Annotated in this window: 15 protein-coding genes; 10 read left to right on the plus strand and 5 right to left on the minus strand. The window is 50.8% G+C overall.

The window, feature by feature from the left end; translation table 11 throughout:
• Positions 1–46: 46 nt before the first annotated feature.
• The 10 genes from ACJJI3_RS04870 to ACJJI3_RS04915 all read left to right on the plus strand — a co-directional run bounded on the left by ACJJI3_RS04870 (position 47) and on the right by ACJJI3_RS04915 (position 21,348).
• Complete coding sequence (locus tag ACJJI3_RS04870; protein ID WP_444941684.1) at positions 47–5,632, plus strand: non-ribosomal peptide synthetase; 5,586 nt, start codon at positions 47–49, stop codon at positions 5,630–5,632.
• Positions 5,633–7,426 carry an ABC transporter ATP-binding protein gene (locus ACJJI3_RS04875; RefSeq protein WP_444941685.1) on the plus strand — a complete coding sequence of 598 codons (1,794 nt, stop codon included), beginning with the start codon at positions 5,633–5,635 and terminating at the stop codon, positions 7,424–7,426. It abuts the gene before it with no gap.
• A complete protein-coding gene (locus ACJJI3_RS04880) occupies positions 7,423–9,177 on the plus strand; it encodes an ABC transporter ATP-binding protein (protein WP_444941686.1) in 1,755 nt (584 codons plus the stop codon). Before ACJJI3_RS04875 ends, ACJJI3_RS04880 begins: the two co-directional genes overlap by 4 nt.
• Positions 9,174–10,274: a saccharopine dehydrogenase NADP-binding domain-containing protein gene (locus ACJJI3_RS04885; protein ID WP_444941687.1), complete on the plus strand. Its 1,101-nt coding sequence runs from the start codon at positions 9,174–9,176 to the stop codon at positions 10,272–10,274. Before ACJJI3_RS04880 ends, ACJJI3_RS04885 begins: the two co-directional genes overlap by 4 nt.
• A complete protein-coding gene (locus ACJJI3_RS04890; RefSeq protein ID WP_444941688.1) occupies positions 10,271–11,422 on the plus strand; it encodes a class I SAM-dependent methyltransferase in 1,152 nt (383 codons plus the stop codon). Before ACJJI3_RS04885 ends, ACJJI3_RS04890 begins: the two co-directional genes overlap by 4 nt.
• Positions 11,423–11,431: 9 nt before the next feature.
• Positions 11,432–13,705, plus strand: a complete 2,274-nt coding sequence (locus ACJJI3_RS04895) for a class I SAM-dependent methyltransferase (protein ID WP_444941689.1) — start codon at positions 11,432–11,434, stop codon at positions 13,703–13,705.
• Complete coding sequence (locus tag ACJJI3_RS04900) at positions 13,695–14,801, plus strand: Gfo/Idh/MocA family oxidoreductase (RefSeq protein WP_444941690.1); 1,107 nt, start codon at positions 13,695–13,697, stop codon at positions 14,799–14,801. The genes ACJJI3_RS04895 and ACJJI3_RS04900 overlap by 11 nt, the downstream gene beginning before the upstream one ends.
• A 76-nt stretch (positions 14,802–14,877) precedes the next feature.
• Positions 14,878–15,765 carry an ABC transporter ATP-binding protein gene (locus tag ACJJI3_RS04905; RefSeq protein ID WP_282932862.1) on the plus strand — a complete coding sequence of 296 codons (888 nt, stop codon included), beginning with the start codon at positions 14,878–14,880 and terminating at the stop codon, positions 15,763–15,765.
• The gene (locus ACJJI3_RS04910; protein WP_444941691.1) at positions 15,762–19,172 is read left to right on the plus strand and encodes an ABC transporter permease; all 3,411 of its coding nucleotides are present in this window, start codon (positions 15,762–15,764) and stop codon (positions 19,170–19,172) included. The genes ACJJI3_RS04905 and ACJJI3_RS04910 overlap by 4 nt, the downstream gene beginning before the upstream one ends.
• Positions 19,173–19,203: 31 nt before the next feature.
• Positions 19,204–21,348 (plus strand): TonB-dependent receptor, encoded by a 2,145-nt coding sequence (locus ACJJI3_RS04915; protein WP_413662052.1) that lies wholly within the window; start codon positions 19,204–19,206, stop codon positions 21,346–21,348.
• A 99-nt stretch (positions 21,349–21,447) separates the two neighbouring features.
• Here the strand turns inward: ACJJI3_RS04915 and ACJJI3_RS04920 are convergent, their stop codons facing one another.
• From ACJJI3_RS04920 to ACJJI3_RS04940, 5 genes are all read right to left on the minus strand, one after another.
• Positions 21,448–22,131, minus strand: a complete 684-nt coding sequence (locus ACJJI3_RS04920; protein ID WP_444927896.1) for a VOC family protein — start codon at positions 22,129–22,131, stop codon at positions 21,448–21,450.
• A gap of 291 nt (positions 22,132–22,422) precedes the next feature.
• Complete coding sequence (locus ACJJI3_RS04925) at positions 22,423–23,034, minus strand: hypothetical protein (protein ID WP_444893936.1); 612 nt, start codon at positions 23,032–23,034, stop codon at positions 22,423–22,425.
• Between the two features lie 318 nt (positions 23,035–23,352).
• The gene (locus tag ACJJI3_RS04930) at positions 23,353–24,651 is read right to left on the minus strand and encodes a type II toxin-antitoxin system HipA family toxin (protein WP_444941692.1); all 1,299 of its coding nucleotides are present in this window, start codon (positions 24,649–24,651) and stop codon (positions 23,353–23,355) included.
• On the minus strand, positions 24,645–25,001 hold the full coding sequence (locus ACJJI3_RS04935; RefSeq protein ID WP_282932855.1) for a helix-turn-helix transcriptional regulator: 357 nt from the start codon (positions 24,999–25,001) through the stop codon (positions 24,645–24,647). The genes ACJJI3_RS04930 and ACJJI3_RS04935 overlap by 7 nt, the downstream gene beginning before the upstream one ends.
• 683 nt (positions 25,002–25,684) lie before the next feature.
• A complete protein-coding gene (locus tag ACJJI3_RS04940) occupies positions 25,685–26,203 on the minus strand; it encodes a MerR family transcriptional regulator (RefSeq protein WP_413662048.1) in 519 nt (172 codons plus the stop codon).
• Positions 26,204–26,272: the final 69 nt, after the last annotated feature.

A 26,272-nucleotide genomic window follows, 5' to 3' on the forward strand; every position in this document is an offset into this window, starting at 1 on the left:
TTGATAAGTAAATTATTTTTCAGCGATTGGACGGAGTTTTAACCCCATGACGGCTATGGAACTGATCGACGAACTACAAGGGCTTGGGGTTGAACTTTGGACCGAGTCTGAACAATTGCGTTTCCGCGCAGCCAAAGGCCTGCTGACCGAGCAGCACAAGCAAAGGTTACGGGAGCATAAGTTACAAATTATTGAAATATTAAACGCTGCTCAATCAGGCGCTGACAATGACTCTGGTTTGGGGGTGGTGGTCGAGGCCGACACAGAAAATCGGCATGAGCCTTTCCCTTTAACCGATGTACAGACTGCCTATTTGTTGGGGCGGCAAAATGCATTTGGCTATGGTGGCGTTGCCTGTCACGGCTACCTGGAGCTGGAATATCCCGGATTAAACCCAAAAGGTTTGCAGGAAGCCTGGAACCAGCTGATTGAGCGTCACCCTATGTTGAGGGCGGTTATTGAGCAGGAGGGATATCAGCGGGTCCTCCAGGAAGTGCCGCACTACCAGATGATCAGTCAGGACCTCACCGGCATGGATGAGGAAGCCTTGGAACTCGCCCTTAAATCGGTGAGAGATGAACTGGACCACCGTGTGTACACCATTGGTGAGTGGCCGATGTTCGAGCTGCGCCATACCCGCACGGATAAAGGACATATCGTACATTTCTCTATGGATGCACTGATCGCAGATTGGGCCAGTGCGGGCATACTGTTCAGCGAGCTTGATACTCTGCTAGCGAATCCCAGTGCCTCCCTACCTGCACTGGAAATTGATTTTCGCGATTACCTACTGGCCGAACGGAGTCTACTGGACAGCCAAGGCTACCAAAACGATCGCCGCTATTGGTTGGACCGCCTCGATCAACTGCCGGCAGCACCTGAGCTACCGGTATTGCCGCCAGCCTCAGAAGCGGAATCTGTGCGCTTTAATCGCCATCACTACCGCTTGGATATTACCCATTGGCAGAAACTGAAGCAGCGAGCCGGTGCTGCTGGACTGACCGCATCAGTTGCCGTACTGGCTGCCTACGCCGGGGTATTGCAGCGTTGGAGTCGTCAGCCACGCTTCAGCCTGAGTCTTACATTATTAAATCGATTGCCCTTACACCCTCAGGTCAACCAGTTGATCGGGGACTTTACTTCGGTCAGTGTGTTGGCGATTGGTGATTCCAATGGAAAAACCTTTCGCGATTGGGCGGCAGGCATTGGCGAACAGTTGTTCAATGATATTGATCACCGCTTGTTCTCCGGCGTGGAATTACTGCGGGAGCTATCCCGTGCACGAGGACCGGAGGCCGCATTGATGCCGGTGGTATTTACCAGTGCTATTGGCCTGGGAGATACAGAAAAACCTGCCAGCGGTAGAGAGTCTGGCAGAGGAATTACCCAGACACCGCAAGTCACCTTGGACTGCCAAGTGAGAGATGACGCCGATGGTCTGGAAATCAACTGGGATGTGCGCCAGGGCGTTTTTCCATCGGGCCTGGTGGAAGATATGTTCGCGGCATTTACCGGCTTGTTGAATGAGCTTTCCACGAGTGGCGATGGGCAATGGCTGAGTACATCTCCGGTTTCTTTACCCGAGTGGCAGCAACAGGAGAGGCATCAGGTTAATCAGACCGATGGACCTGTTCCTTCAGAGTTATTGCATCAGGGCGTATTTGTACAGGCAGCGGCGACGCCGGAAGCTATCGCCATTATTGATTGCAATGGCAGTGTGAGTTATGGCGACCTGGCAAAAAAAGCGGCGGGCATCGCCAAAGCTCTGGCTAAAGAAGGTTTCCAGCTGGGTAGCCGTGTCGCTATTGCAATGCCGAAAGGGCGAGAGCAAATAGCGGCGACTCTTGGTGTGCTCCTGGCCGGTGGTATCTATTTGCCACTGGATGCGGCACAACCGGAAATACGGCTCAATAAATTATTGCTCAGTGTAGAGGCGGAACAGGTCCTGACTCTCAGTGACCTCGCCAGCCAAGTTCAGTGGCCATCAGAAGTGCAGGTGATCAGTGTCGATACCCTGGCTCCTGAAACTGAAATTCCGCTGGCCAGCAACGGTGACCCGGAGCAGCTCGCTTACGTTATCTATACGTCCGGTTCTACCGGCGATCCCAAAGGGGTGATGATTAATCATCGGGCCGCTTTGAATACGGTGCTGGATATTAATCGGCGTTTCGAGGTGGGCTCGAGCGATCGTATCTTGGGTTTGGCTCAACTCAGTTTTGATTTGTCGGTCTACGATATTTTCGGCCCCTTGGCAGTGGGTGCGACTTTGGTATTGACCGATCCGGCCCGTGGCGCAGACCCTTCGCACTGGGCGGAGGTCATGGATGAGCACCGGGTGACATTGTGGAACTCTGTTCCTGCGCAGTTACAAATGCTGGCTACCTATTTGGATACAGAACCTCGTCCATTGTCTGAGTGGCGATTGGCAATGCTGTCGGGAGACTGGATTCCGGTTACTTTACCGGAACATATCAGGCGCCATGTGCCAGCACTCGACCTGATCGGTATGGGTGGGGCTACAGAAGCTGCGATTTGGTCCAATTACCACCGTATTGAGAGAGTCGACCCTGCTTGGAGCAGTATTCCCTATGGCGTGCCGCTGACGAACCAGGGCTTCAGGGTATTGGATAGCCAATTGCGCGATGCCCCTGTGTGGGTAGCGGGTGAGCTGATGATTACTGGCCTCGGATTGGCCGATGGTTATCTCGGTGATGCGGCGCTCTCTGAACAGAAGTTCTTTTCTCATCCGGTGGATGGCCAGCGCCTTTATCGCACTGGTGACTTGGGCCGCTATTTACCCGGTGGTGAACTCGAGTTCCTGGGCCGTGAAGACGGACAGGTAAAAATTCGCGGACACCGTATTGAGCTGGGAGAAGTGGAGTCTGCATTGCTGGCCCACCCCGCAGTGTCAACAGCGGCGACGGTGATTGAAAAGAAAGAGGGAGACTCGCGAGCGGATTTAAATCTGTTGGGTTTTGTGGAAAGCCGTCGCTTAGATGATGCAGAACCGGCGACTATTGATCCCGAGCTGGTAAATTCAGTGCGTCAGTTTGCGCACTATCAGGCTGGTGAGCCAGAAGCTGTCAGTGTCGGCGATTATGTCCAGGCACTTGAAAATGCATCCCTGTTATCGATGCTTCACGGTCTGGTGGAATTAGGGGCGTTTACAAATTGTGAGCAGGGATATAGTTCAGAAGAAGTTCTCTCCTTAGCCAAAGTACATGAAAAGCATCACTGGTTAGTGCGTCGTTGGTTGGACCTTCTCGTTAACGCAAAGCTGCTCAGCTTATCCACTGCCAGCTCCAGTACTGAGGAAAAATACACGCGAACCCAAGAAATTGATGCTTCCGCTGTTGATGCTGTGTGGAAGCGAGTTGAGCAGGGGATTGAAAGCGGTTTTTGTAATCGGGAATTCCTGCAATATCACCGGGATCATATCGAGTTATTACCGCAGTTATTAGCGAATCAACAAAACCCATTTGAGTTGTTGTTCCCCCAAGGCGACCAGCAGGTGGCTTTGGCTCTCTATCGAGATGATCTTATCGCCCGCTATAACAATGCCGCCGCTGCCGCATTAATTAACCGTATTGCCGCCCAGAGCGATAGAGGGTTAAGGGTTCTTGAGCTGGGTGCGGGCACAGGGGCTACCAGTGCTTCTGTTATTCCTATGTTGGATGGATATGACGTCGATTATCTATTCACTGACATGACCGCATTTTTCCTGACTGAGGCTCGCCGCCAATTTAAAGAGTGGCCTTGGGTGCGCTTTGGATTAATGGATCTCAATACCGACTATCGCGCCCAGGGTTTGGCTCCTAATAGCGCAGATGTCATTTTATGTGCAGGTATGCTCAACAGCACCCGAGATCCAGAGGCGGCTATTGCCAATGTTGTGGAGTTACTGGCACCCGGAGGCTGGTTAATCCTGACTGAGCCAACGGTGGATCACGCCCATATCTTACTTACCCAGGGCTTTATGATGGACCCGGCGGGTGATGATCGCGCTTGTGGTGCGACCAAGTTCCTTTCTATCGGGAAATGGCAGTCGCTGTTGAAAGCCAATGGAGCCGGACAGATTCTTTCCCTGCCTGAAGATGACCATCCTTTGTCTGCCTTCGGCATGAATCTACTGGCCGCGCAGATGAAAACTGACAGACAGGATTTGAGTGCCAGGACACTGCGGGACTTTTTAGCGAATCGGTTGCCCACACATATGGTGCCCGCACATTTGCAAGTTCTCGACCAGCTACCGCTCACCGCCAATGGCAAGATCGATCGCAAAAAGCTGGCTGGTTGGCGCCCAGCAACGGGGGATACGCAAGAGGCTGCGAACTCAGAGCAAATGGACCCACTGGAAACTGCTCTGTGCAAACTCTGGGCGAATGCGTTGGGTCTCGATAATGTCGGACGCCAGGATAGCTTTTTTGATCTCGGTGGTGATTCGCTGATTATGGCGCGGGTTGCAGGGCGATTGCTGGAAGAAATTCCGGAAGCGAAACCTTTCACTTACGACGCCTTGTTGCGACACATGCTCAACGGACCAACGGTTGCTGCATTGGCCAGAGCCCTGAGAGTTGAGCCGGATGCTGTTGCCGAGGGGCAGGAAGATACTGAGAGCGACACTTTGGTTGCCACTACCCGCGAGGGCAGCAATTCCTTGATGGTTCCTTTCAGTCATATAGGCGAGGGTAAAGGGGCCTCTAAAGAAGGGGCGCCGGTACGGATTATGTTCCATGCAGCCCTGGGTACCCTGGATTATTTCCAGCACTTGGGCAAAGCGCTTGCGGCTCAAGATCTGGGTCCAGTATTTGGGATTGCGGTAGCGAATACGGAAGAGTATTTGTCGATCGATGCAAAAGAATTAATCGAGCGCACCGCCGACGATTACGCCCAGCGAATAATTGACGAGGGCTACCAGCGCTGCCAGTTAATTGGTTACTGCCTGGGTGGTCTGCTGGCGACGGAAGTTTCGCGGAGATTGCTGGAGCGCGGCGTCGATGTGATTGACCTGAGCCTGATCGACAGTATCCCAATGTTTGTGGATACCGATGAAGAGCTGGCTTTCGAAGCGATTTTTGCCCCCAACCTAAATCTCGATCCAGTAAAAGCGGTATTTGGTGAGCATATCGAGAGCGAAGACATTTCCCGCGCGATCGAGACCTTAATGCAGAAACACAACGGTCGTGTTCCCGCCGGTGCAATGGCAGAACTCGACGGTGATGCAGGGCTTAAAACGGTCGCTGAAGCTGTGCGACAACGCTCACAACTTACCCAGGAACAGCGCCTGACCGGTTATACCGAGTTAGCCTCTGCCCAAGCGGGTGTGCCGGTCGAAGCCGCGATGATACCGGGGCTTTTCCGGGTGTGCCGACACAGTATGCGCGCCGCCTGTTTTGACCTTCCTCCCTATATTGGCGATATGACGTATTTGCGCTGCCAGGAAGAGCAATCCTTCGGTGTCACCGCCGGCGTAGGGCATATGGCTGCGCCTTATTGGCAGGAAGTTTGTCTGGGTGATTTTGAATTAATCGATGTGCCGGGCAATCACTTTAGCGTTATGGAACCGCCGCAGGTTGCCACCGTCGTCGAGCATTTGGCAAAACCATTACAGCGCGGTAAAGCGGGTAAATAGATGGCTGAGCAAATTTTGCCAAAGTCTGACCTGCGGGAACTGATGCGTCCATTTCGTGGCCTCGTGGGGCTGGGGGTGGCGCTCGGTGCTTGTGGTGCGCTCACTTCGCTGATCCCTTTTATCGGTATCGTTGAGTTGGCTCGCCTGCTCCTTGCGCCGGATATCAGTGATATTGCCGAGGCGATTATTCCTGTTGTGTTGGCGATAGTTGCCGGGCTGGCGATGGGCTGGATTTGCACCGTAATCGGTTTGTGGTTAACCCATATTGCCGACCAGCGTATGCAGGCGGAACTGCGACGTGCCCTGGTGCGGAAATTGGGGCAGGTGCCTCTGGGTTGGTACAGCGAGCACACTTCCGGTGCGGTCCGCAAGGCCGTGCAAGATGATCTCGATGATCTCCACCATATGGTTGCGCATCATCAGGTGGAGTTGGCCGCTGCGTTTGCACTGCCGCTGGCGGGCTTGGGCTACTTATTCTGGCTCGACTGGCGCTTGGCCCTGTTAGCGGTAGTTACCCTGCCAATTTACCTCGTGTCCTACGCCTGGATGATGCGTGGTTTCGGGGAAAAAATGCAGCAGCTGGATAAGGACTTTGGCCGGGTCAGTGCTGCGATTGTTGAATTTGTCCACGGCATTGCGGTGGTCAAGGTTTTCTCGCAAACCGGTCGCGCCCACAGGAATTATCAACAGGCCGTCGAGGATTTCAGTCGCCGTTATACAAGCTGGGTTACACCGCTTGTGCGTCTGGAGGCAGTCACCTCTCTGGCCCTGTCGGTGCCGGTCATTATGTTGGTGAGTCTGGCCGGAGGCGCTTGGCTGGTGGTGAATACAGGCATTCAGCCGATTGATGTTCTCGCAACAACGCTGATCGCTGTGATGATTCCCCAGACGATTCTCACCTTGAGTCAGGGGCTGACCGCCCAGCAAAAAGCCAAAGCTGCCGCAGGCAGGATCGATCAATTGTTGGAGGTTGAGCCTCTGGCTGTTACCTCTGAACCCAAAGAGCCCAAAGATGCAGGGCTGCTCTTTAAGCAGGTCAGCTTTGTCTATACCCAGGATCGGCCGGTATTAAGCGATATTACTTTGCGCTGTCACCCCGGCTCGATCACAGCTTTGGTGGGGAGCTCCGGTGCCGGGAAATCCACCTTGGCCAAACTAGTTCCCCGTTTTTATGACGTGGCCCAAGGTGCTGTGCTTCTGGGAGACGTCGATGTCCGTGATATAGATCCGGACAATTTATATCGACATGTTGGCTTTGTACTTCAAGAGGCTCAGCTATTGGCTGGCACTGTGGCAGATAACCTGCGCCTTGGGCGCCCGGATGCCAGTGACCAGGAGTTGGTAGATGCAGCGCGCAGTGCCTGCATCCATGAAAAAATTTTAAGTTTCCCCCAAGGTTACCAGGCGGTTATTGGCAAGGATGCCTTTTTTTCTGGTGGAGAAGCGCAGCGTTTAAGTATCGCGCGGACGCTTTTAGCAGATGCCCCTGTGTTGATTTTGGATGAAGCCACAGCCCATGCCGATCCGGAGTCCGAAGCTCAAATTCAGCAGGCATTATCCTGCCTGGTGCGTAATCGCACGGTACTGGTGATTGCCCATAAGCTGCACACCATCACCGGTGTTGACCAGATTGCGGTCCTGGATGGTGGCCGCTTGGTTGAATGCGGAACTCATCGACAACTATTGTCTGAGGGAAATCACTACGCGGAATTATGGCGTTTATACAACAGTGCGGAAAAGAATGAAGAGGCAATTAGTAGTGAGGCTCAGGTCATTAGCGGGGTCTCATCATGATTCGCAGTTTGCTCGCCATTCTCGGACCTGCGCATCGCCGTGAAGTTGGCATTTATGCGGTATGGCTTCTCGCCTATGGGGTTTTGCAGGGCATCGCGGTGACACTTCTGGTGCCTCTGCTCAGTGCACTGTTGGCCTCTGAGATGCAGGTGGTTGGCTTTTGGTTGATCGCTCTGTTCTCGGTTGTTGCGATCGCCTGCGTTGCCCGTTACCAGCAAACCATTAAAGGGGCTGCGCTGGCCATCCTGGTTTTGAAAACTCTGCACAATCGACTGGGTGAACACCTCTCTCAACTTCCTCTGGGTTGGTTTAACTCCGAAAAAGTGGGTCGTTTATCCCGCAGCGCAACTGGGGGAACCTTGATGGTAACCAACGTATTTGCCCATTTGTTACCTCCTGTTGTCAGCGGTGTTGTTACTCCACTGACAGTGGGGGTGGCAATGTTGTGGTTTGACTGGCGCTTGGGGCTGACCGCTTTGTTGTTCGTGCCCCTGATTTATATCGGCCACCGCTGGTCCGCCCAGTGGATAGGCGCCATGGAAACGGAAGTGGATGCTGCCGGTGCTCGCGCCAGTAGCCGGGTGGTGGAGTTTGCGCGCAACCAAGCGGTACTCAGGTCTTTTGGCAAAAATGTCAGCGGTTATCCCCCACTGGAAGAGGCGATTGCCGGGCAAAGCAGAGCGGCGGGTTCCATGTTGCGGCAGACCTTCCCCCGTTTATTTGCAGGGGGATTTATGGTGCAACTCGCCTTTGCCGCAGTGATTGCCGTGGGTATTTGGCTCACGCTCAATCAACAACTTCCCCCTATTGAATTGGTGGCTTTGCTAGCTTTGGCGGCCCGATTTACCGGTCCTCTGGCGGAACTCGCCGGACGCAGTGGTCTGCTGCGCATGGCCGGTAATGATTTACGCAGACTGGCCGCTATTCTTTTTGAGCAGCCGCTACCTCAGCCATCCAAATCTCAGCCTTTTACCGAGCAGGGTGGGTTGGTTGAATTTTCAAATGTGAATTTTAGCTACGAGTCGGGGCAACCGGTATTGAAGGATCTTTCCTTTAGGGTTTCTCCGGGTACCACTACAGCGATAGTCGGTGCATCAGGCTCGGGTAAAACCACCATCACCCGTTTGTTATTGCGTTTTTTTGATACCGATCAGGGCCAGGTAAAAGTGGGCGGGGTGGATGTGCGGCAACTGCGCACAGAAGACCTGATGCGGCAGATCTCTATCGTTATGCAGGATGTGTATCTGTTCAGCGACACCCTGGAAGCGAATATTCGCTTGAGCTGTCCCGAAGCCAGTCAGGAAGAACTGGAACGTGTGGCGAAACTGGCTGGCGTGGATGAGATTATCGAGCGTTTGCCCCAGGGATGGCAGACGCAGGTAGGTGAGGGGGGCGCTGCACTTTCTGGTGGCGAACGCCAGCGGGTTTCTATCGCCCGTGCCCTATTAAAAGCTGCACCTATTGTTGTACTGGATGAAGCAACAGCAGCACTCGATCCGCGCAATGAAAAGTACCTGAACAGTTCCCTGCAGCAATTAAAACAAGGGTCCACTGTCATTGTGATCGCCCATCAATTATCCACCATTATGAACGCGGATCAAATAATCGTACTTGAAGAAGGTGCGGTGGCTGAAGTTGGCAATCACCGCAAGTTGTTATCCCAGCAGGGTCTGTATGCACATTTTTGGCAACAGCGCAGCCGTGCTACTGGCTGGCGTTTGGTTGAGTCCGATATGGAGGTAAGCCTATGACAATTGCGATTTTAGGTGGTTATGGCGATGTGGGTGCAGCGGTTACCGGTTATTTACAGTCCCTCGAGTTGGGTGCTATGCGTATCGGTGGTCGCAACGCACATAAACAGCCGCTATCCAGTGATTCGGTAATTTCTTATCAGACGGTGGACTACCTGGATGCAGCCTCACTGGATCAGTTTGTATCTGGCTGCGAGGTTCTGATCAATTGTGCAGGACCTTCACATTTAATTGGCGACAGGGTTGCCAAAGTTGCGGCACAAGTGGGAGCAGCCTATATCGATGTTGCTGGCGATGAAGCCCTCTATGAGCAACTCGATGGATCCTATTACCAGAGCCATGGTCTGACCGCAGTTTTATCAGCCGGCTTACAGCCGGGGCTCAGTAGTCTGCTACCACGCTGGCTGGCAGAGCAGGAGTTTTCACAGGTAGAGAGCCTGATCAGCTATTTCGGCTTGCGCGATCGATTTACCGATGTCGCCGCCGATGATTATTTGCAAGGTGCCAATGAACAGCACAGTAAACCCTTGGCAGCCTGGCGCAATGGACGCCGGGTGAGTGGAATATTGAAACGCCGTTCCGATGTCGAGCTGCCCTTTTTTCCTGAATCTACCACTGTGCTTCCGTATTTAAATAGCGAGGGCGAGCGCCTAGCTCAGGATTTATCCCTCTCTGATGGTGATTGGTATAACGCGGTTAGCGGCTCTTATATTTTATCCGCCTTTAATACTGCCCATGGTTTTAGCCGCGATGAAGCGCGTGCAGCCCTGTGTCGGGCCAGTGAACTGGATCTGGCGGGGCGCGATCCCTATGTGCTGATGCTTTTGCAACTTACCGGTAAATACAACGAGCAAGAGCGCACTCGCACAACTGCGTTGCGGGGCACTGGCAATGCAGATCTAACAGCAGCGGTAGCCGCAGTCACCACTATGGCTGTACTTCGCGATGAAATCCCACCGGGTTGTCATTACTGCGCCCAAGTATTGCCGCCGGCATTGGCGATGGAACGCATGTCGAAGATTGGGGCATTCAGTTTTTTAACCACCCTGGAAACAAGTATTGAAGATATGGTGTGCCTTGAGGAGGGAGCCATTTGAAAAACCTAACACCTCCACCCGCCGATACCGCCCATGAGGCTGGGCTGGCAGCTTTACCCGCTGAGCTTGCTACAGACAGTGGTTTGGCAAAACTGCCGGCTGCAATGCAGAGGCTTGAGTTTATCAGCCTGCGGGCGATTATGGAGTTATTTTCCTCCAGCGGAGTGCTGACTCCAGAGAGTGTTGGGCGCGGCAGTGAGGAAATTATTAATACGCTAGGTGCGGCCTGCCGACACCATTGGCTGGTTCGCCGCTGGCTGGTGGCCTTGGTTGAACGAGAGTTTTTGAGGCTCAGTAGTGGCAACTACTCCTGGGAGCAAATTCCTGAGAGTGCAGTCGGAGCAGATAAATTACCGGAGGCCTACGGTGCGCTGGGATTCCCCCCTGAAATGGCCGAGTCACATCAAAAGCTCCTGACGCATTTGTCTGAACTGGTGCGGAATCAAGTCTCCATTAATCAATTGCTGTTCGAGAATGGAGAAATACTAACGGCACTGGCCGCCTACCAGAACAACTGGTTTACGACGTATCTCAATTATGCCGCAGCGTACATCGTAAAACAGGCCGTCAAGCCAGGGCCTATGCTGAGAGTGCTTGAATTGGGGGGAGGTGCAGGCCTAACCACTTCGGCAATTTTAGATACTTTAGCCGGAAGGCCGGTTAATTATCGCTTTACCGATGTATCGCCAGTATTTACCACTGCGGCACAGAAAAAATTTCGCAATCACATCGGTTTGCGTTGCAGCCTGCTCGATATCAATGTCGATTTTTCTGTGCAGTCAATTGCACCGGCAAGTACCGATATCGTTGTGGCTGGCAATGTTTTGCACAACGCTGCTCATATTGGCCAAACGCTAAAGCGTATTCGCAGGTCGCTTGTCCCTGGTGGCTGGCTATTGTTTAGCGAATCCACTCGGGATAACCACGCCATGTTAACGGCTATGCAGTTTCTGCTTTCCCCTGCTGAATCCGGGACTCTTTTGGGCAGTGAAGATCGGCGAGGGGGCTCGGATCAGGTATTTATCGATAGCGCAGCCTGGCAGGAAGAGCTGGTTAGCGCTGGCTTTGAGAATAAGTACTTCCTGGCACCCTCGACATCGCCGCTATCAGTAGCCGGCCAAACCTTATTTGTTGCAAGGGCGGTTTAAGGGACTGTGATGAAAATAGAAGCAATAGCAGCAAATATTTTAAGTGGTTTGGAACAGTTGGGTGAAGATCCCGCATTATCACTTGAAGGCTGTGACTGGAGTGGCAGTCAGGTGCTGGCTTGGACTGGTTCCGTGGTTGCAAATCTCAGTGAGCAGCTTGCAGAACAGGGCTCACAGCGAGGCAAAACACTACTCTGGCAAGCTGATAATTCTGGGAATGGGTTGCCTCTGCTGATGCACTTGGTGGCACTAAGGCTGGGTATCGGGTTTGAACTTGTGCCTGAGGCGAACCCAGAGAAGGATTGCTTGACCTTAGAGGTACAAATCCCGAATGCGTTAGAAGGCCATCGAGGTGAGTTTTCGGTATTGCTGGCAGAAAACACCACCGTGGAGACAAACCTGACCTTATTCGAAGCGCAGCAAGAAGCTCTGGGGCCTATTCAGGGAAAGGTCGCCGTATTTTCTCCGCTCAATGAATTTGCTCGCTTTGGTATTTTCGCAGCATGGAGTTGTGGGCTGCCTGTGCGATTGCAGGACCCCGCTATCAACCCAGCTAAAGCGCTGGTGGCTCTGGAGCGTTCAGGGTTTTCCGGTGCGGTATTGACGTCAACTTTGCTAAAAGGCTTGGTCGCACACCCGGCATTGGCCTTGACCAATCTCAAAAGCCTGCAATGCCTTTTGTATGAAACCGATGTCTTGCTATCACAATCTCTGTTGCGGGATATTCAACGCTTATTGGCAAAAGATATTTCCGGTTGGGTCTGTACCGATAAAGGTATAGAACCTGTTGCAAAGGCCCAGCAAGCCCAGACCCAAAAGCTTGCGACTCTTGTTGAAAGTGTTGCGAAACACCCTGCGGTTGCCAGCTCCGTGACAATTCCCCTTGCTGGAGAGAATCGCTGGGCAGTCTTTGCGCAGCCCAAAATGCGGGCAGAGGCCAGTAACCTTGATATGGCAGGGTTGTTCGAGCGAATTAATACCGAGCTGGATGCGGAATTTGCCCATATTGATTTGGAATATGCGGTAAAGATTACGGAACAACTTAACGCTACTGCTTTGCTATCCATGCTGAATGCTTTCAGCCACCTGGGATTGTTTTGCGATCGACATTCAGTACACAGCTTAGCGGAAATACTTGAATCCCCTCCGGTGGCTCAGCAGCACCGAGCTTTGATCAAGCGCTGGATCAAGGTTTTGCAGGAGCAGCAGTTACTTCGTACTGATGGCGAGTATTGGTCGCCAGAGGTAGATCCAGACAGCTACAGTGATGCTGCCCTGGCTCTGGCATGGACTCGGCTGGAACAGGAATGGCGGATGCTGTCTGGAGCCAGTAAAACGATCGATTACGCCCGCGCTAACGCGGAACAATTACCAGATCTGATTCGGGGTAAGGTTCAGGCTGTGCATCTGTTGTTCCCTCGTGGAAGCACGGAGTTAGCGAGTGCGCTTTACCGGGAGGGTATAGCGGCCAGGTACCAGCAGCATTCAGTAAGAGCTTTATTGAAGTCCATCTTAAATAATTGGGAAGGCCAGCAACAGACTCTGAAAATACTGGAAGTTGGCGCTGGCACTGGGTCGACTACCCAGGCTCTACTGCCAGTGTTGGATAGTGCCAGTGGCCATATCAACTTTGAATTCCAGTTTACGGATATCTCTGCGGCTTTTCTCGACAGCTTTTTCGCAAAACATGGGGATCAGGAGCAGCGCCCCTGGTTGCACCGTGGATTGTTTGATATTGATCGTTCACCGCGCAGCCAGGGATTTTCCCCCAATAGCTTCGATGTAATTATTGCCGGTGGTGTTTTTAACGCTGCCCGCGACACAGATGCGTCATTGCGCAGGGCAGCCGAGTTATTGCGCCCTGGTGGTTGGTTCATTATGACGGAGCCAACCAGTGAGGAGTTCTGGGTGATGGCATCACAGGCGTTTATGTTGGTGGATGCCGTCGATGAGCGCACAGATACCGGTGCAACCTTCCTGTCACTTTCCCAGTGGCACAACGCCATGGATGCTGCCGGCTTACAGCTGGTCATGGATTTGCCTGTCTCCGAACACCCTTTGTCCAGGCAAGGGCATCGCTTCTTCGCCTGTAGAGCCAAGCAAAATCAAGTGCGACTGACAGCAGATTGCCTGGCCGAATATCTCGATCACTTTAATTCTGAAATCTATATCGAAGTTTTGGACCAATTGCCTCTGACTCTTGAGGGTCAGATAGACAAGAACCAACTAGAGCAATGGGCCGTGTCCATGGCTGAAAACCGGGGAGAGTCAAATGGGAATTGATAACCGCAAGCGGGTTGTCGTTGCAGGGACAGGTTTTGGTCGTATTTATCTCGAAGCCCTGACATCGTCCAGATTACCCGGCCGAGAACATTTTGAACTCTCTGGATTATTGGCTCGTGGCAGTGATTATTCCAGGAGCTGTGCCGAGCAATATGGAGTACCGCTCTATACCGAGGCAGAGCAGGTCCCCGATGATATCGATATTGTGTGTGTTGTTGTGCGTTCTGGTGCAACCGGGGGCGAGGGTTCTGAAATAGCACAATCGTTTCTTAAACGAGGCATTCATGTATTGCAGGAGCATCCGGTCCACACCAAGGAAATTACCGCCAACCTGCTAGCTGCAAAGCAGGGGAATTCGGCCTATGCCGTTAACACCCTCTACCCCAATTTGCGCCCCACCAGGCAGTTCCTGGCTGCGGCAGAATACTTGCGTCGGCACCAGCGCCTGGAAATGATCGATGCTATTTGCAACAGCCAGATGGCCTATCCGCTATTGGATGTTATTGGTCGTGCAGTGGGCGGGCTTCGCCCCTGGTCTTTTAGCGAGCCGGTGCAACCAGAGGGCCATCCTTTTCAAAGTCTGTCGGCTACCTTTGGTGGTGTGCCCATGACTTTGCGTATTCAGAATCAGGTTCATCCACAGGACCCTGATAATCATTCCCTGCTATTACATCGGCTTGCTATAGGTGGCGAGGCTGGGGTTTTGACTTTGACTGATACTCACGGCCCAGTGCTCTGGAATCCCAGGTTGCATTCGCCAAGGGACCAAACCGGCCGGCTTATTTTAAAGGGCGAGGGTACAGAGCGGCTGGCCGTTCCCAGCATGGTTACCCTGGGCGATACGGAAATGCGTAGTTACCACGATATTTTTGCCCTCACTTGGCCGGAGGCGGTTATTGAGGCTCTGCACTCCCTTTGTACTGATATCGCACAACCCGAGAAGCGCAAGCAAAGTGGTCAATGGGCATTGAGTGTCTCAATGGCGTGGAGTGATTTAACGGCCCGAATCGGTATGCCGACGTTGATCCAGCCAGGGGAACCGGAGCCGGTATCAGTTCAGGCACTCGCGGATATTGTCGGTCAGGCTTGCGACTAGAGTTTTAAGAAAACACGAACAGCACAAAAAAAGTGATTACGGAATTTTTACTTATAAAACGGGGTTAGGAGGAGAGATGCAAAATCAATCAGGGTTGATCATCGAAGGGCTCTTTAAGACATATAAAAATGGGGTGAAGGCGTTAAACGGCGTTAACTTGGAAGTTGGCCCCGGCATGTACGGATTACTTGGGCCTAATGGTGCCGGGAAAAGTAGTTTGATGCGTACCTTGGCTACCCTGCAAACCCCGGACAGTGGTCGGATCATGCTGGATGGTGTGGATGTGCTGGCAAAGCCGGACTTTATGCGCAGTAAACTGGGCTATTTGCCGCAACATATCGGCGCCTATCCTGGAATTGCAGCGCGGTCATTGCTGGAGCGTTTTGCCTGGCTCAAAGGCTTCACTGAAACAAGCGCAAGACGCCGTGAAGTGGATAGGCTATTGGAGCAGGTCAATTTGGCCGATGTAGCCGATCGAGCCGTATCAACCTATTCCGGCGGTATGCTGCGTCGTTTTGGTATTGCCATTGCATTGATTGGCGAGCCGCGCCTGATCATCGTTGACGAGCCAACCGCTGGCCTGGACCCGGCTGAACGCAATCGCTTTCACTGTGTTTTGGCGGATGTCGCGGCGGATGCCATTGTATTGCTCTCTACTCATATTGTTGAAGATATCGAAAACCTGTGCCAGCGCCTGGCCATATTGGCCTCTGGGCGTATTGTTGTTGAGGGCACAGCCCCGGAGGTCACAGACCCTCATATAGGCAAGATGTGGCAAGCACTGATTCCCCGTGGCGAATCACTTCCCGCATCCCTGCACAATATTGCCAGACCCGATGGTACCCAGGTAATCGTACACGGGGAAAAACCCGCAGACTCTCGTTTTACTGCCCACACGCCTCGCCTGGAAGATATTTATCATCTGGCTATTGAACAGGTAAAAGACCAGCGGGAGGCTGCATGAACAAGCTGGCGCTTATTGCCCATGAGGCAAAGCTGGAGATAAGAGCCGGATTTAGCAGCGGCATCGTGGCTTTAGCCTTCTGGGGGCTGGTGATCTACCTGCTTCTGAATTTGGTCAATGCCGACTACATGCAAAAAATGGGGGCCACAGATATTCCCCGGAACTCACCATCACTCATTTACCTGATGGGTGCGGGATGTATGTTCTTTCAGTTTTTTGCCTGGGCCTGGGTTTTCTCGCAGCCTATTTTGCGGGACCGCAAAGCCAGTCTGCATGAAGTGATCTATACAACACCGAATTCCCTGAGCGTAATGCTTTGGGGGCGGTTTCTTGGCGCAGCGGTAATAGGAGCCATATTAAGTGCATCTGCGCTGGTAGGATTTTTGGTCTCGCCGGTATTGGTGTGGATGGGCTTGCTGCCCGAAACAGCGATTGGCCCAGCGCCCTGGAAAGCCCTTGGGTTTGCATGGATCTGGTTACAGATTCCCGCGAGCATCGGTATTGGCGCTCTGTATTTTGTCGCTACGTTGCGAACTCGCAGCCTGGCCGGTCCTTTTGGACTCGCAGCGGCTTTAATGATGCTGTGGATGTTTGCTGTGATCGTTCTTCGGGGTGGCAATATTAATCCGCAGCTGGCTGCGGTAATGGACCCCTCGCTATTTACTTTCGTTTATACGGAGGTTACTTCCTGGACACCTCTGCAAAAATCAACCTCGCTACTGCCGTTTACTTTGGGTTCGGTACTGAATCGAATTCTATGGTGTCTTGTTCCTTTGCTTGCCTTGGCGGCTTGCCTGAAATACTTGCGAAGGGAAACACTGGTACTGGAAGGGGCTGCCAAACCTGCCCGGGCGAAGGCCGCTAAAAAGGCAGCCACTCGCAAGGTTAAAGATTTCTCTCCATCTAAGCCCGATACCGCATCGGTTGGCCGCGCCTTGCGTCAACTCATGCTGGAAGCTCGCTGGAGATTATTTCACGTATGGAGTAGTCGCGCTTGGTGGGTCGGTGTTGCGGTCCTGGTAATAATGGGGGTGGCTAGCTCGTTTACCCAGATCATCTGGCACGCTGAAGGGCCTATGGCACCGCGCTTGGAAATGCTATTGCCGCTTCTCAAGGATGTTATTTTCCTGGTTATTGCTTTTGTAATCGCCGCATTGACTGGCTTGGTGTGCCGCAGGGATCAGGTGCCTGGGTTTGACGACATGCTGTCTGCAACCCCCGCGCCCGACTACACACGATTATTTGGCGTTGCCCTTACCGTATTCGCCATGACGGTGCTGTTGGCCCTGTTGCCGGGTCTATCGGGCATTATTGCTGTGCTTCTCACCTCTCCGGCATCTGTCGATATCGTACAGGCGTTCACTTATCAATTGCTGATAGTGACAGCTCCTTTATTGGAGTTGTCGATGATGGTGCTTTTGGTGCATGCACTGTTCCGCCATGCGGGCTTTGCCTATTCCATGTCAATGTTTGTGACCTTTATTCTGGTCCTCAATCATGAGCTGGAGCTGGTGCATTACCCGCCCTATGAAGTGGGTATCACCGCTCATATTCAACTGTCAGCACTCAGTGGTTGGGAACCCTGGATCGGTTATTTATTGGCCTTGGATGGATTTAAAGTTGCGCTTGCCCTATTGATGATCGGCCTGTCTGCTCTTTTGATTCCCCGTGGACTGGATAGCCGCATGTCTCAGGGTTTTGCCCTGATACGTTCACGTCTTATGGCCCCTCAGGGCGCTCTGGTGGCTTGTTCCGCTTTATTTCTTCTCGGTCTCGGTTCTGTATTGGGAGATAGGCTGGTAGTGCAGGGCGGGTATCAATCACCAGAGCAACTCAAACAAGAAGATGCCCTCTGGGAATCTTATTGGCTGCCGAAAGCGAGTGGGTTTGAGGTGTCCGGTGGTGAATTGAATATCAATATCAACCCGGATAACCAAACAGTAGAAGGTGAGTGGTTATTGCATAAAGTTCATGTCGAAGGGCAGGGCTTGCAGTTTGAATTACCCCACGGATTTGTATTGGTTAAGGCCTCAGTGGGCGGGCGTGAAGTCACACCGGATCAACGTTACGACCATATGTCGCTGCCAGTATCAGGCTGCTCTGATCAGGGTTGTAATATCAAACTGTTGTGGCAAATGAAGGCGCCGGGGTGGTCCGCAGAGGGAGAACCCTCAGGGCTGACTGCCAGTGGAGTCTGGTTACAAGCGAGCGATATTGTTCCGCGTATCGGTGTTGACCCCGAGCGTATCTTACGTGTGTCAGCGGAACGTGAAGCACTGGGCTTGAACCCTGAGTTCAGTCTGCCGACTTCGCAACTGGCCACAACCCTTGAGGGCGCGGCCCCATCGGGGGACTGGCGCTGGCAGATCCAAATCCAAAGAGATAATAAAAGTGTCTTTAGTGAGCAGGGCAGTACCCATGGCCCCTTGGATTTCTCCATTCAATGGGCACCCAATACGAAACTAGCGGTATTCGATGGGTTTGATATTTCCCATGATTCCGATCGCTCAAATATGGTTTCTGCCATTGCTAAAGACGTTGGGCAGATGCAGGCCTGCGTGAGCCAGCGGCTGGGTACTGATATCGAAATTAAACGGATTGCCCAATGGCCAAGAGGACTTGGAGAGACACGGGCCAGCGGTAATTTGCTGCAATTGTCCGAGGGGCCTCATTGGGATATTGCCGATGAAGGTACAGGGCGTTGGCTGCGGCGGGTCGATATCGCCCGAGCTTTGGCCCGCCAGCATTTACTGGAAAGTTCGGACATACGACGTATTGCCGGCTCCGCGTGGCTCAGCGATGGAGTTTCCGGAGCGATTGGCCTGCTTTGTGTAGCGGAAATCGATGGCATCGAAGTGCTTGATGATGTGCTGGTTCGATACTCCGATAAGACGACCAGAGACCTGGCTGGCAGTGAGGTACCCGTTGAGCGCTTGAGCACCGCACCGATTTCCGGTTGGACTCGCTACTATGCGCCGGTGGCCGCACTGGACTGGACGCTTCTGCAATCTCCTGAGTCCCTGTCCGCGTTACTCGATGACATCAAGCAGCAGAAGAATATTGAAAATGTACTGAGCGCTTATGTCGGTGAGACACGGACGCAAAATATGCTCGGGGCTCCTCTGTCATCAGCTCTAACGGTCGAGTACCTGGAGTCCGGTCAAATACGCCTGGACGGACAGCGTTGGCGCTGGGAGAAGGGTGGATGGCAACCGGTCGCACAAACGGCCAGCTACCGTTTGCTAGCCGATATCAATGAGTTGGATTCCGAGGTCATCAATGGAAAAACGCTGATTGAGCGTCTGCCCTCGGAGAAAGTTCTAGCGCTGGATATCTGGCCTTCCTATCAGCGGGACCCTGCACAGAATTTACTGGCTGAGAGTTCTGAAGTATCGAATATCAATTAATAGCCTAAGTAATAGAAAGGAAATTCAATTTATGCTCAGCTTAAACCTAGATAAGAAAGTACTTGCGAAACAAATTTCGCTAATATCGGCAAGTCTGCTATACGCTTCCGGAGCCTACTCTGCGGCGGAAGGAGCGGAAAAGGAGAGTTCTTCCGAAACAGAAATGGAAGTCGTTGAAGTTACTGCCCGGCTTACAAAAGAGAAAGCCAAGGATGTTCCCTTCAGCTTGAGTGTTGTTAGCGAAGAGGATTTGAAAAACCGATTGCTGCTCAATTTTGAAGATGCATTGCGCAGTGCACCTGGAGTAGATGTTTATTCTTCCAGTGGTGCGGTGGATGCAAATATCCGTATTCGCGGGGTTGGTTCACTGACTCAGGTAAATAAGGATGATGGCTCCGTTGTAGTGAACCTTGATGGCGTATCTATGCCTGCGGGAAATGTGTCCCTTGGGACCCTTGATATCGAAAGACTGGAAATATTAAAGGGTCCTCAAGGGACCTTATTCGGGCGCAACAGTGAAGCTGGCGCTATTAATATTACCACTAACAAGCCAACCGAAGAGTTTGAAGCTTACGGACGTGTAGAGCTCGGAGAGGATAACCAGAGTTTATATCAAACTGTTATCAGCGGCCCATTCTCTGAATCACTCCGTGGCCGAGTAGCCATCCGACATATCAGTGAGGACCATTGGGTTGAGAATACGACTAACGGCGATCCAATGACTGAACCCAAAGACCTGGCTTTCAGAGGTAGTCTGGAATGGGATTTGGGTGCGAAAACATCAGCCTTATTTATTGCTGAGAAGCAACAACAGGAAGGCTTTCTGAACCTTCAGTTATTACAACCTTTCGGTGATGACCCTGGCAGTGAACACACACCAGGAGCTTTTGACGATAATGAAAAAACCGTTGAGCGATTTTCCACTGAAATCAATCACCAATGGGCTAATACTCAACTGACTTCTATCACTGCATTGGTCAACACGGATTTTAGTTACCTAACCGGTTTTGACCAAGAGACTGCCCAAGCAGTGTTCAATTTCCCAATGGAGTATCTTCGTGGCGATAGCCAGGACGAGCAGACCATCAGCCAGGATCTACGCTTGTCCTCATTGCCTGAGGCATCTACATTCTGGGTGATTGGACTCAATCTACAAGAAGGTGAAAGAAGTTTTGACTCAATTGATTTGGTGTCCTTCGCCAATCAATACCGGGATTACGATACTGATAGCCAGGCTATTTACGGTGAGACTACATTACCTGTAACTGACTCCCTAAAATTTACAGCTGGATTACGTTACACCCAAGAGAGTAAGAAGTACGCCGGTGAGTATTCCAGCTACGGTATGGATGGCAATCTCTACGTTTCTCAAGATCAAAGAGATTTGGACGATAGTTATACAACTGGCCGCTTGGCTCTTGGTTATTCGCTGTCCAATTCCACAAATATCTATGCAGTTGCCGCACGAGGCTATAAATCCGGTGGGTTCAATGACTTTGCTTTGCAGTCTGCCGATAGCGTTGCTTACAAGCCCGCAACTGTCGACACCTTCGAGCTAGGCATTAAAAATGAGTCAGACAGTTTGAATATCAGTGGTGCTGTATTCTTTAGCTCAGTGGAAGATGATCATTTGTTAGGCTTTGATTTTGCTTCCTATTCCTCTGCTGCAGTAAACGCAGATACGGAGACATTTGGTGCAGAGCTTGAGGCCGATTGGTTTATTACCGAGCAGTTTAGTATTGCCGGTGGCTTGAGCTTCCTGGATACGGAAATTACAAAAGATGTGTATGGTGTTTCCGGTGGTGACGTTTTGGCGGGTAATGAAGTGCCTGACGTACCCAGCTGGAGTGCTAGCCTGGCATTGAATTACTACCAGCCTCTGCCAGACTTTATGGGGTTAAGCGCACCGGCTCTCAATACTAACTTGACTGTACGCCATGTAGATGAGCGCCCGGCAGATGCACAAAACCACTTTAACCTGGATGCTTACAGCAAGGTGGATCTTCGTGTAGCACTGCAAACGGACTCTATGGAGCTTTATCTGTTTGCTGACAATCTGCTTGATGAGCAGTATCAGTTATATGGCTACACCAATGCGATATTTGCCCCTGATGCCAGAATAGGGGCGCCGGCAAAAGGACGTCGTGCGGGAGTTGGAGTTCTATACCGTCTGTAATGAGATTTCGACAGTTTAGTTAACGACTGTTTTATCTATCTTGATGGTGAGTGGATCAATCTCTGTAGAGATTGATCCACTAAATAGCTCAGAGGCTCCTTAGCTTGCTGGGTTGATTGTACTCCCATGCAATAGAGTCGGGTCCAAATTTTCTCTCAGTCCACTAACCTCTATACCCGTAACTTTGGTTGTAGGCCCGGGTTTGATATTAAATGTGGAATCTTTATCGATTAAACGTTGTACAGTTTTCCAGTCCTGTTCACTGACTTCCATGTGCACTTTACTCAGGCCAGTAGCACCATTTTTATGGTTTGTTTCTTGAGGGTACTGAGGTGGGTTATATGGACTTACAATAAATGGCAGTCGCTCAGAGCGAGGATAAACAAAGCGGAAGCTGGTTTTTTGTCCGTTTGGCTTGGTTCGTTGCCAGGGAATCACTCGCCCGGTTTGAACACCCTCACGCTTCATCGCTGAAAGATCATTATCAAAATCGTCACTGACTAAGGCAACATCACAAAAACCTTCCCCTTCTTGCGACCAACGTATCATCCTACGTCCTGCGCCCCGGCCGGCTAAGAGATCAATAATCCATTTGAAGTATTGAGCATTGGATGGTGATGTCAATAACTCAATAATAGCCCCTTCACTAAACCAAATATGGGCGTGCTGGGCGTTCTTTTCTTTTGTGGCGTAATCCACAGAAAAACCGAGCTGACGAAAATCTTGTACAGCTTGATGAATATCCTCCACCCAGAGTAAAACGTGGCTACAGCGTGTTCTCATAAGAGTGCCTTTTGTCTAAAATAGTGTTGTTTGTTTGGTTTTTATTTTTTAGGCGGCAGTTGTTAGTTAATCATTTCTTGTGGTTGATTTAACCATACCAGAAATTACGATAAGGGTGATTTAACTTTTGCCGAAATTTTAATAATTATGAAAGTAATATAATCTACTTGGTGATTCTTTCAGAAATTGTATGGGCCGCTAAACAGTGTAGGGATCAACGGCCCGTACTGCGAATCGGGTATCTATTTCTAAAAAACACAAAAGATTGGTGTGACTTGGATCGGGCAGAAATTATTCTGAAACCTCAGGTTTCATCCCCACGCAATATTTGGCGGGAACCTCATCTAAGCTAAATGCCTTCATCAGTTTTCTGCTTGCTCCCACATAGGACTCTGCCGTTGCACCTGACCAGTAACCCGTATCACAACTCAGGGAAACACAATCGCCTCCAAAAGTTACAAAAGACTTATCCCGTACAATCTTGCATGTGCATATGGCTTTAAGTGGATTCATCGGGTCGACAATGCAGGGTTGATCCAGGCAATCAGTCCACGGTTTACCTTCGGGGCAGGAAAGTACAGGCTTGGTGGAAGCCTGCGCGAAAGAAAATGTCGATAAGGCTTTTTTGACGTCGTTTGAGTCAGTCTCAGGAGTCCGGTTTTTACATTCAGAAAACCCGAAGTTCAACCCCTTATTAACGTCACATCTGCAAATTGCATTTGAATCTGGATTACTGGGATCTGGAATGCATGGGGCAGATGTGCATAGAACATACTCATTATTACAAATGATGCCCTCACTATTCTTGATTGAGTTATGACTATTCTCTTCTGCTGCCGTTTTAGCTCCCATAAAAGCAAGGGAAATCAAAATTATTGTGAATAGAAGTGACAGTTTCATCATGAGCAGCTCTTTAATACGTTAATCGCCAAAATAGAATGTAAGCTGATATTTCTCAGATGAAGACGATTGAAGTGTCGTTTTTTCGATTGGACTTGACTTCATCCCCCTCGATATCTCATGGACTATCAGCCCGTTTACGGTGCCTCTGTTCTATTCGACAAGGGATCTTTGGAGTTAAAAGATACACTGGGGCCGCCGTGGGAGTATGGTTGGGAGGCTGAAGGTTTTAGCGGTAAAATTTGGGATCGAGCCCTGGCTCCATCCTTGGGGCCACAAAAGAAGTGGGTAGCGGATAGGTCAATGACATATAGATAAAATTCAAGTTAGCTTGCGGTGGTTTTGGCCAATTTCAATAGTCCAGCTTTCAGAGACACCGGAGGCTTCAGCGAACTGCTCCCAATTTGCTACCGCACTTGCGACCTGATCAATTATCTCCATTGGGCGCTTAATACTGATGGATTCCCCTAATGTTATTAAGTCATCTAAATTGAAGTGATCACGCTTTCCGTTAATACTTATCTGGTGTTGACTTGTCCAAGCTCCGCCAGGATTGTGGGCATAAGTCAGGTCAAAGGCTGGTGAAAGAGACCATTCTCCGGCTGGGTCCATAAGAAATGCAATATTCTTTGTATGATCATCTTGATTCCTGGCCAATACGTTGAAGACCATACGGCGATATTGCTGAACGGCTTCATTTTTAGGCAGATATAGTTCACGCATTATGCTGAATACTTGCTCATAGGAGTGTGCGCCTGCCATGTTGAAATCCAAGTGCGCAATACCACATAGAGACTGCATATGAAGCTTTTGCCCGTTTACCCGATCAAAGCGCCGCGTCATAAAATGCGCTCGGCCATTTTCCTCCAGTAGCCCGCACTCCGCCATATTGATACCCGCTTCGCGAGCCATACGATGATAGGCGTATTCAACCCGCCCATAGCCATCGCTTGCCCTGAATTCAAGATCTCCCGCGCCGTCAAATTTTAAAAGCCAGTAGTCATAGCCTTTAGGGGCGGGGACCTGACCAGAGCGAATATCCCCCTTATCATTCATGGCAATAACTGCTTTTGCACGGGCGCCTCCGGCACTGGTTCCTACGCGCAAAATGTCCAGCAAGGAGCCTGATTTTTCAGTATCACTATGTCCAAATTGCGTATTGAGATCCGTCTGCCTATTGGTAATTGCGGCAGCTAGATTGACTAATTCTTCAACGTTCAGGTCGACAGAATCTTTGAAGGTGCCGTCCACCGCCGGTTGAAATTCAAGCGCTCCCATGCCACGAGTACCGGTGTAACAGAGTCGCTCAATAGGGTTGAAGCTCTCTGGAGTTCGCCCTTGGCGTGCGAGCCAGGCATCAATCACCGCATTGCCGAACTTGTCAGGCAGGCAATCGGCGAGGAGTCCCGGTAATCCTTTAAATGTTTCCCGACCGAGGCCGCGAAATGTATATGGCTCATTTGAAGCTTCAATAGGCATGGTTATCGGAGCTATATCCAGCCCCCGACGCAAGAACTCCGGTGCATACTCGAATGAACCATAACCACTGTCACCCCAGTGGACAGCGCCTACCAACTCGCCCCACAAGTGAACTGTTGCGGCATTTGTCTGGTTTACCATTCCGGCTTGCTCCTTTTCTTATTGCTGTTCAAGGGCAGGGTATCGCGCTGATTCTGTGAGCTGCGGCTGGCTCTCTGCCGCTGTTTACCTTGAGTAGCAATTTGCATCGGACTTACTGCCGGTTCAGGTAAGAAGCTATCCAATGAATCAAGTTGGCGAAGTACTCTCAGCGCAGCAACAAGGCTATCAAGCCTGCCACGACCAGCCTCCAGCCCTTTAATGGTGGAGGTGGATAGGCCTGCACGCTCAGCCATGTCATCCTGAGTAAGGTTCATTCGTAAGCGGTAGTTTTTGAGACGATTGCCCAGCGACTCAAGTATTTGCTTATCTGATTGACCGTGAAATCCCATATAGTTGCCTTTCCACCCTTTGATTAGGTTTTGTCGAGCTAAAGGGTGCTTTTTGAGCTATTATAGTCTACAAAGGTTAAAAGTGTTAATAGTTGGAGTTGCAGCTATTAATGCTTGAATTGATCGTTTACAGGTGTTATTCAGGCTATTATTTGTATTAATCCTATTATTTATGGAGGCCGCCTCTACCGGAAGCTCAACTTCTGCTGGCGATAAGAGAAACACCTGTTCTACATAAGATTTGATGCCATAGGCGGGCGACTACTTTCCTCGGGGATGATTAGGCTCCACTGCTGCTATTAGATTTCTTGCCGTTGCCAAATGGGAACAACTAAGAGGTTTCTATGGAGATTTACATTAGCTACTGCCATGAACAGTGGCCGCAAATTAACTAGAAGCAAATTGTTTCCTTATATTGTTCTATGGGTAAACCAACAGTAGCTGACCGTTACAAAATTTATCCCTGTTAACTTTAAGTTAGGAGGAAGGTTTTTGTATACGCTCCCCTATAGTTTGTAGAGGATTGTAAGCTGCTCTATAGGTATGGTAGGAGTTCTTTAGATTTGGTAGGAGGTAAAGCTTATATATTGATAGCTAACAGGGCGACGATAAGAGAAAGTACATAGATTAACGACGGGGCAATGCTTTGGAAACCAAAACAAATCAACTGCTGTAGACGCTCTTTAGGCCTTAAAACCTCTTGTACTTTTTATTTCTTCAGGTTTCATACCTAGAGACTCAAGAAACCTCTGGTGTTGTTCAGGTTCCATTTCCTCAAACTTATGGTGCCAAGCGAGCATAGAGTCTTCATCAAACCCTGCCGCTCTCATTATTTCTACCCATCGATTCTTAGTGACCATTTGATCTTTAAGCAAACTTGGCTCTTTTAATAGGGCGACGATCGCTCTCTGTTGTTCTTTAAGCTTGTGAATTTCGCTCTCCAATTGGTAGAAATGATCTTCCAGAATCCGAGACTGAGATGAAGTGTTTTGGCCATCAAGTAATCGTTTTATATCGTTCAGAGATAGGCCGTAGGAACGATAGGCAACAATAGCTTCCAGCCTTCTAGTTTCATTTTGGCCATACCAGCGATAGCCGTTATCTGAGCGCCGTGTGGGCGCAAGTATTCCTTCTCGTTCATAGTAAAGAATCGTTGCCCTGGATATACCACAGTGCCTGGCCAGTTCTGTAACAGTTAGCATAAATGCTCCAGATAGGTAGAGCAGGTGATGATCAACCCTGAACCTGTAGACAGGTCAAGTCGGAAGGCG

Source organism: Microbulbifer maximicatervae (SeqCode) (assembly GCF_052466985.1).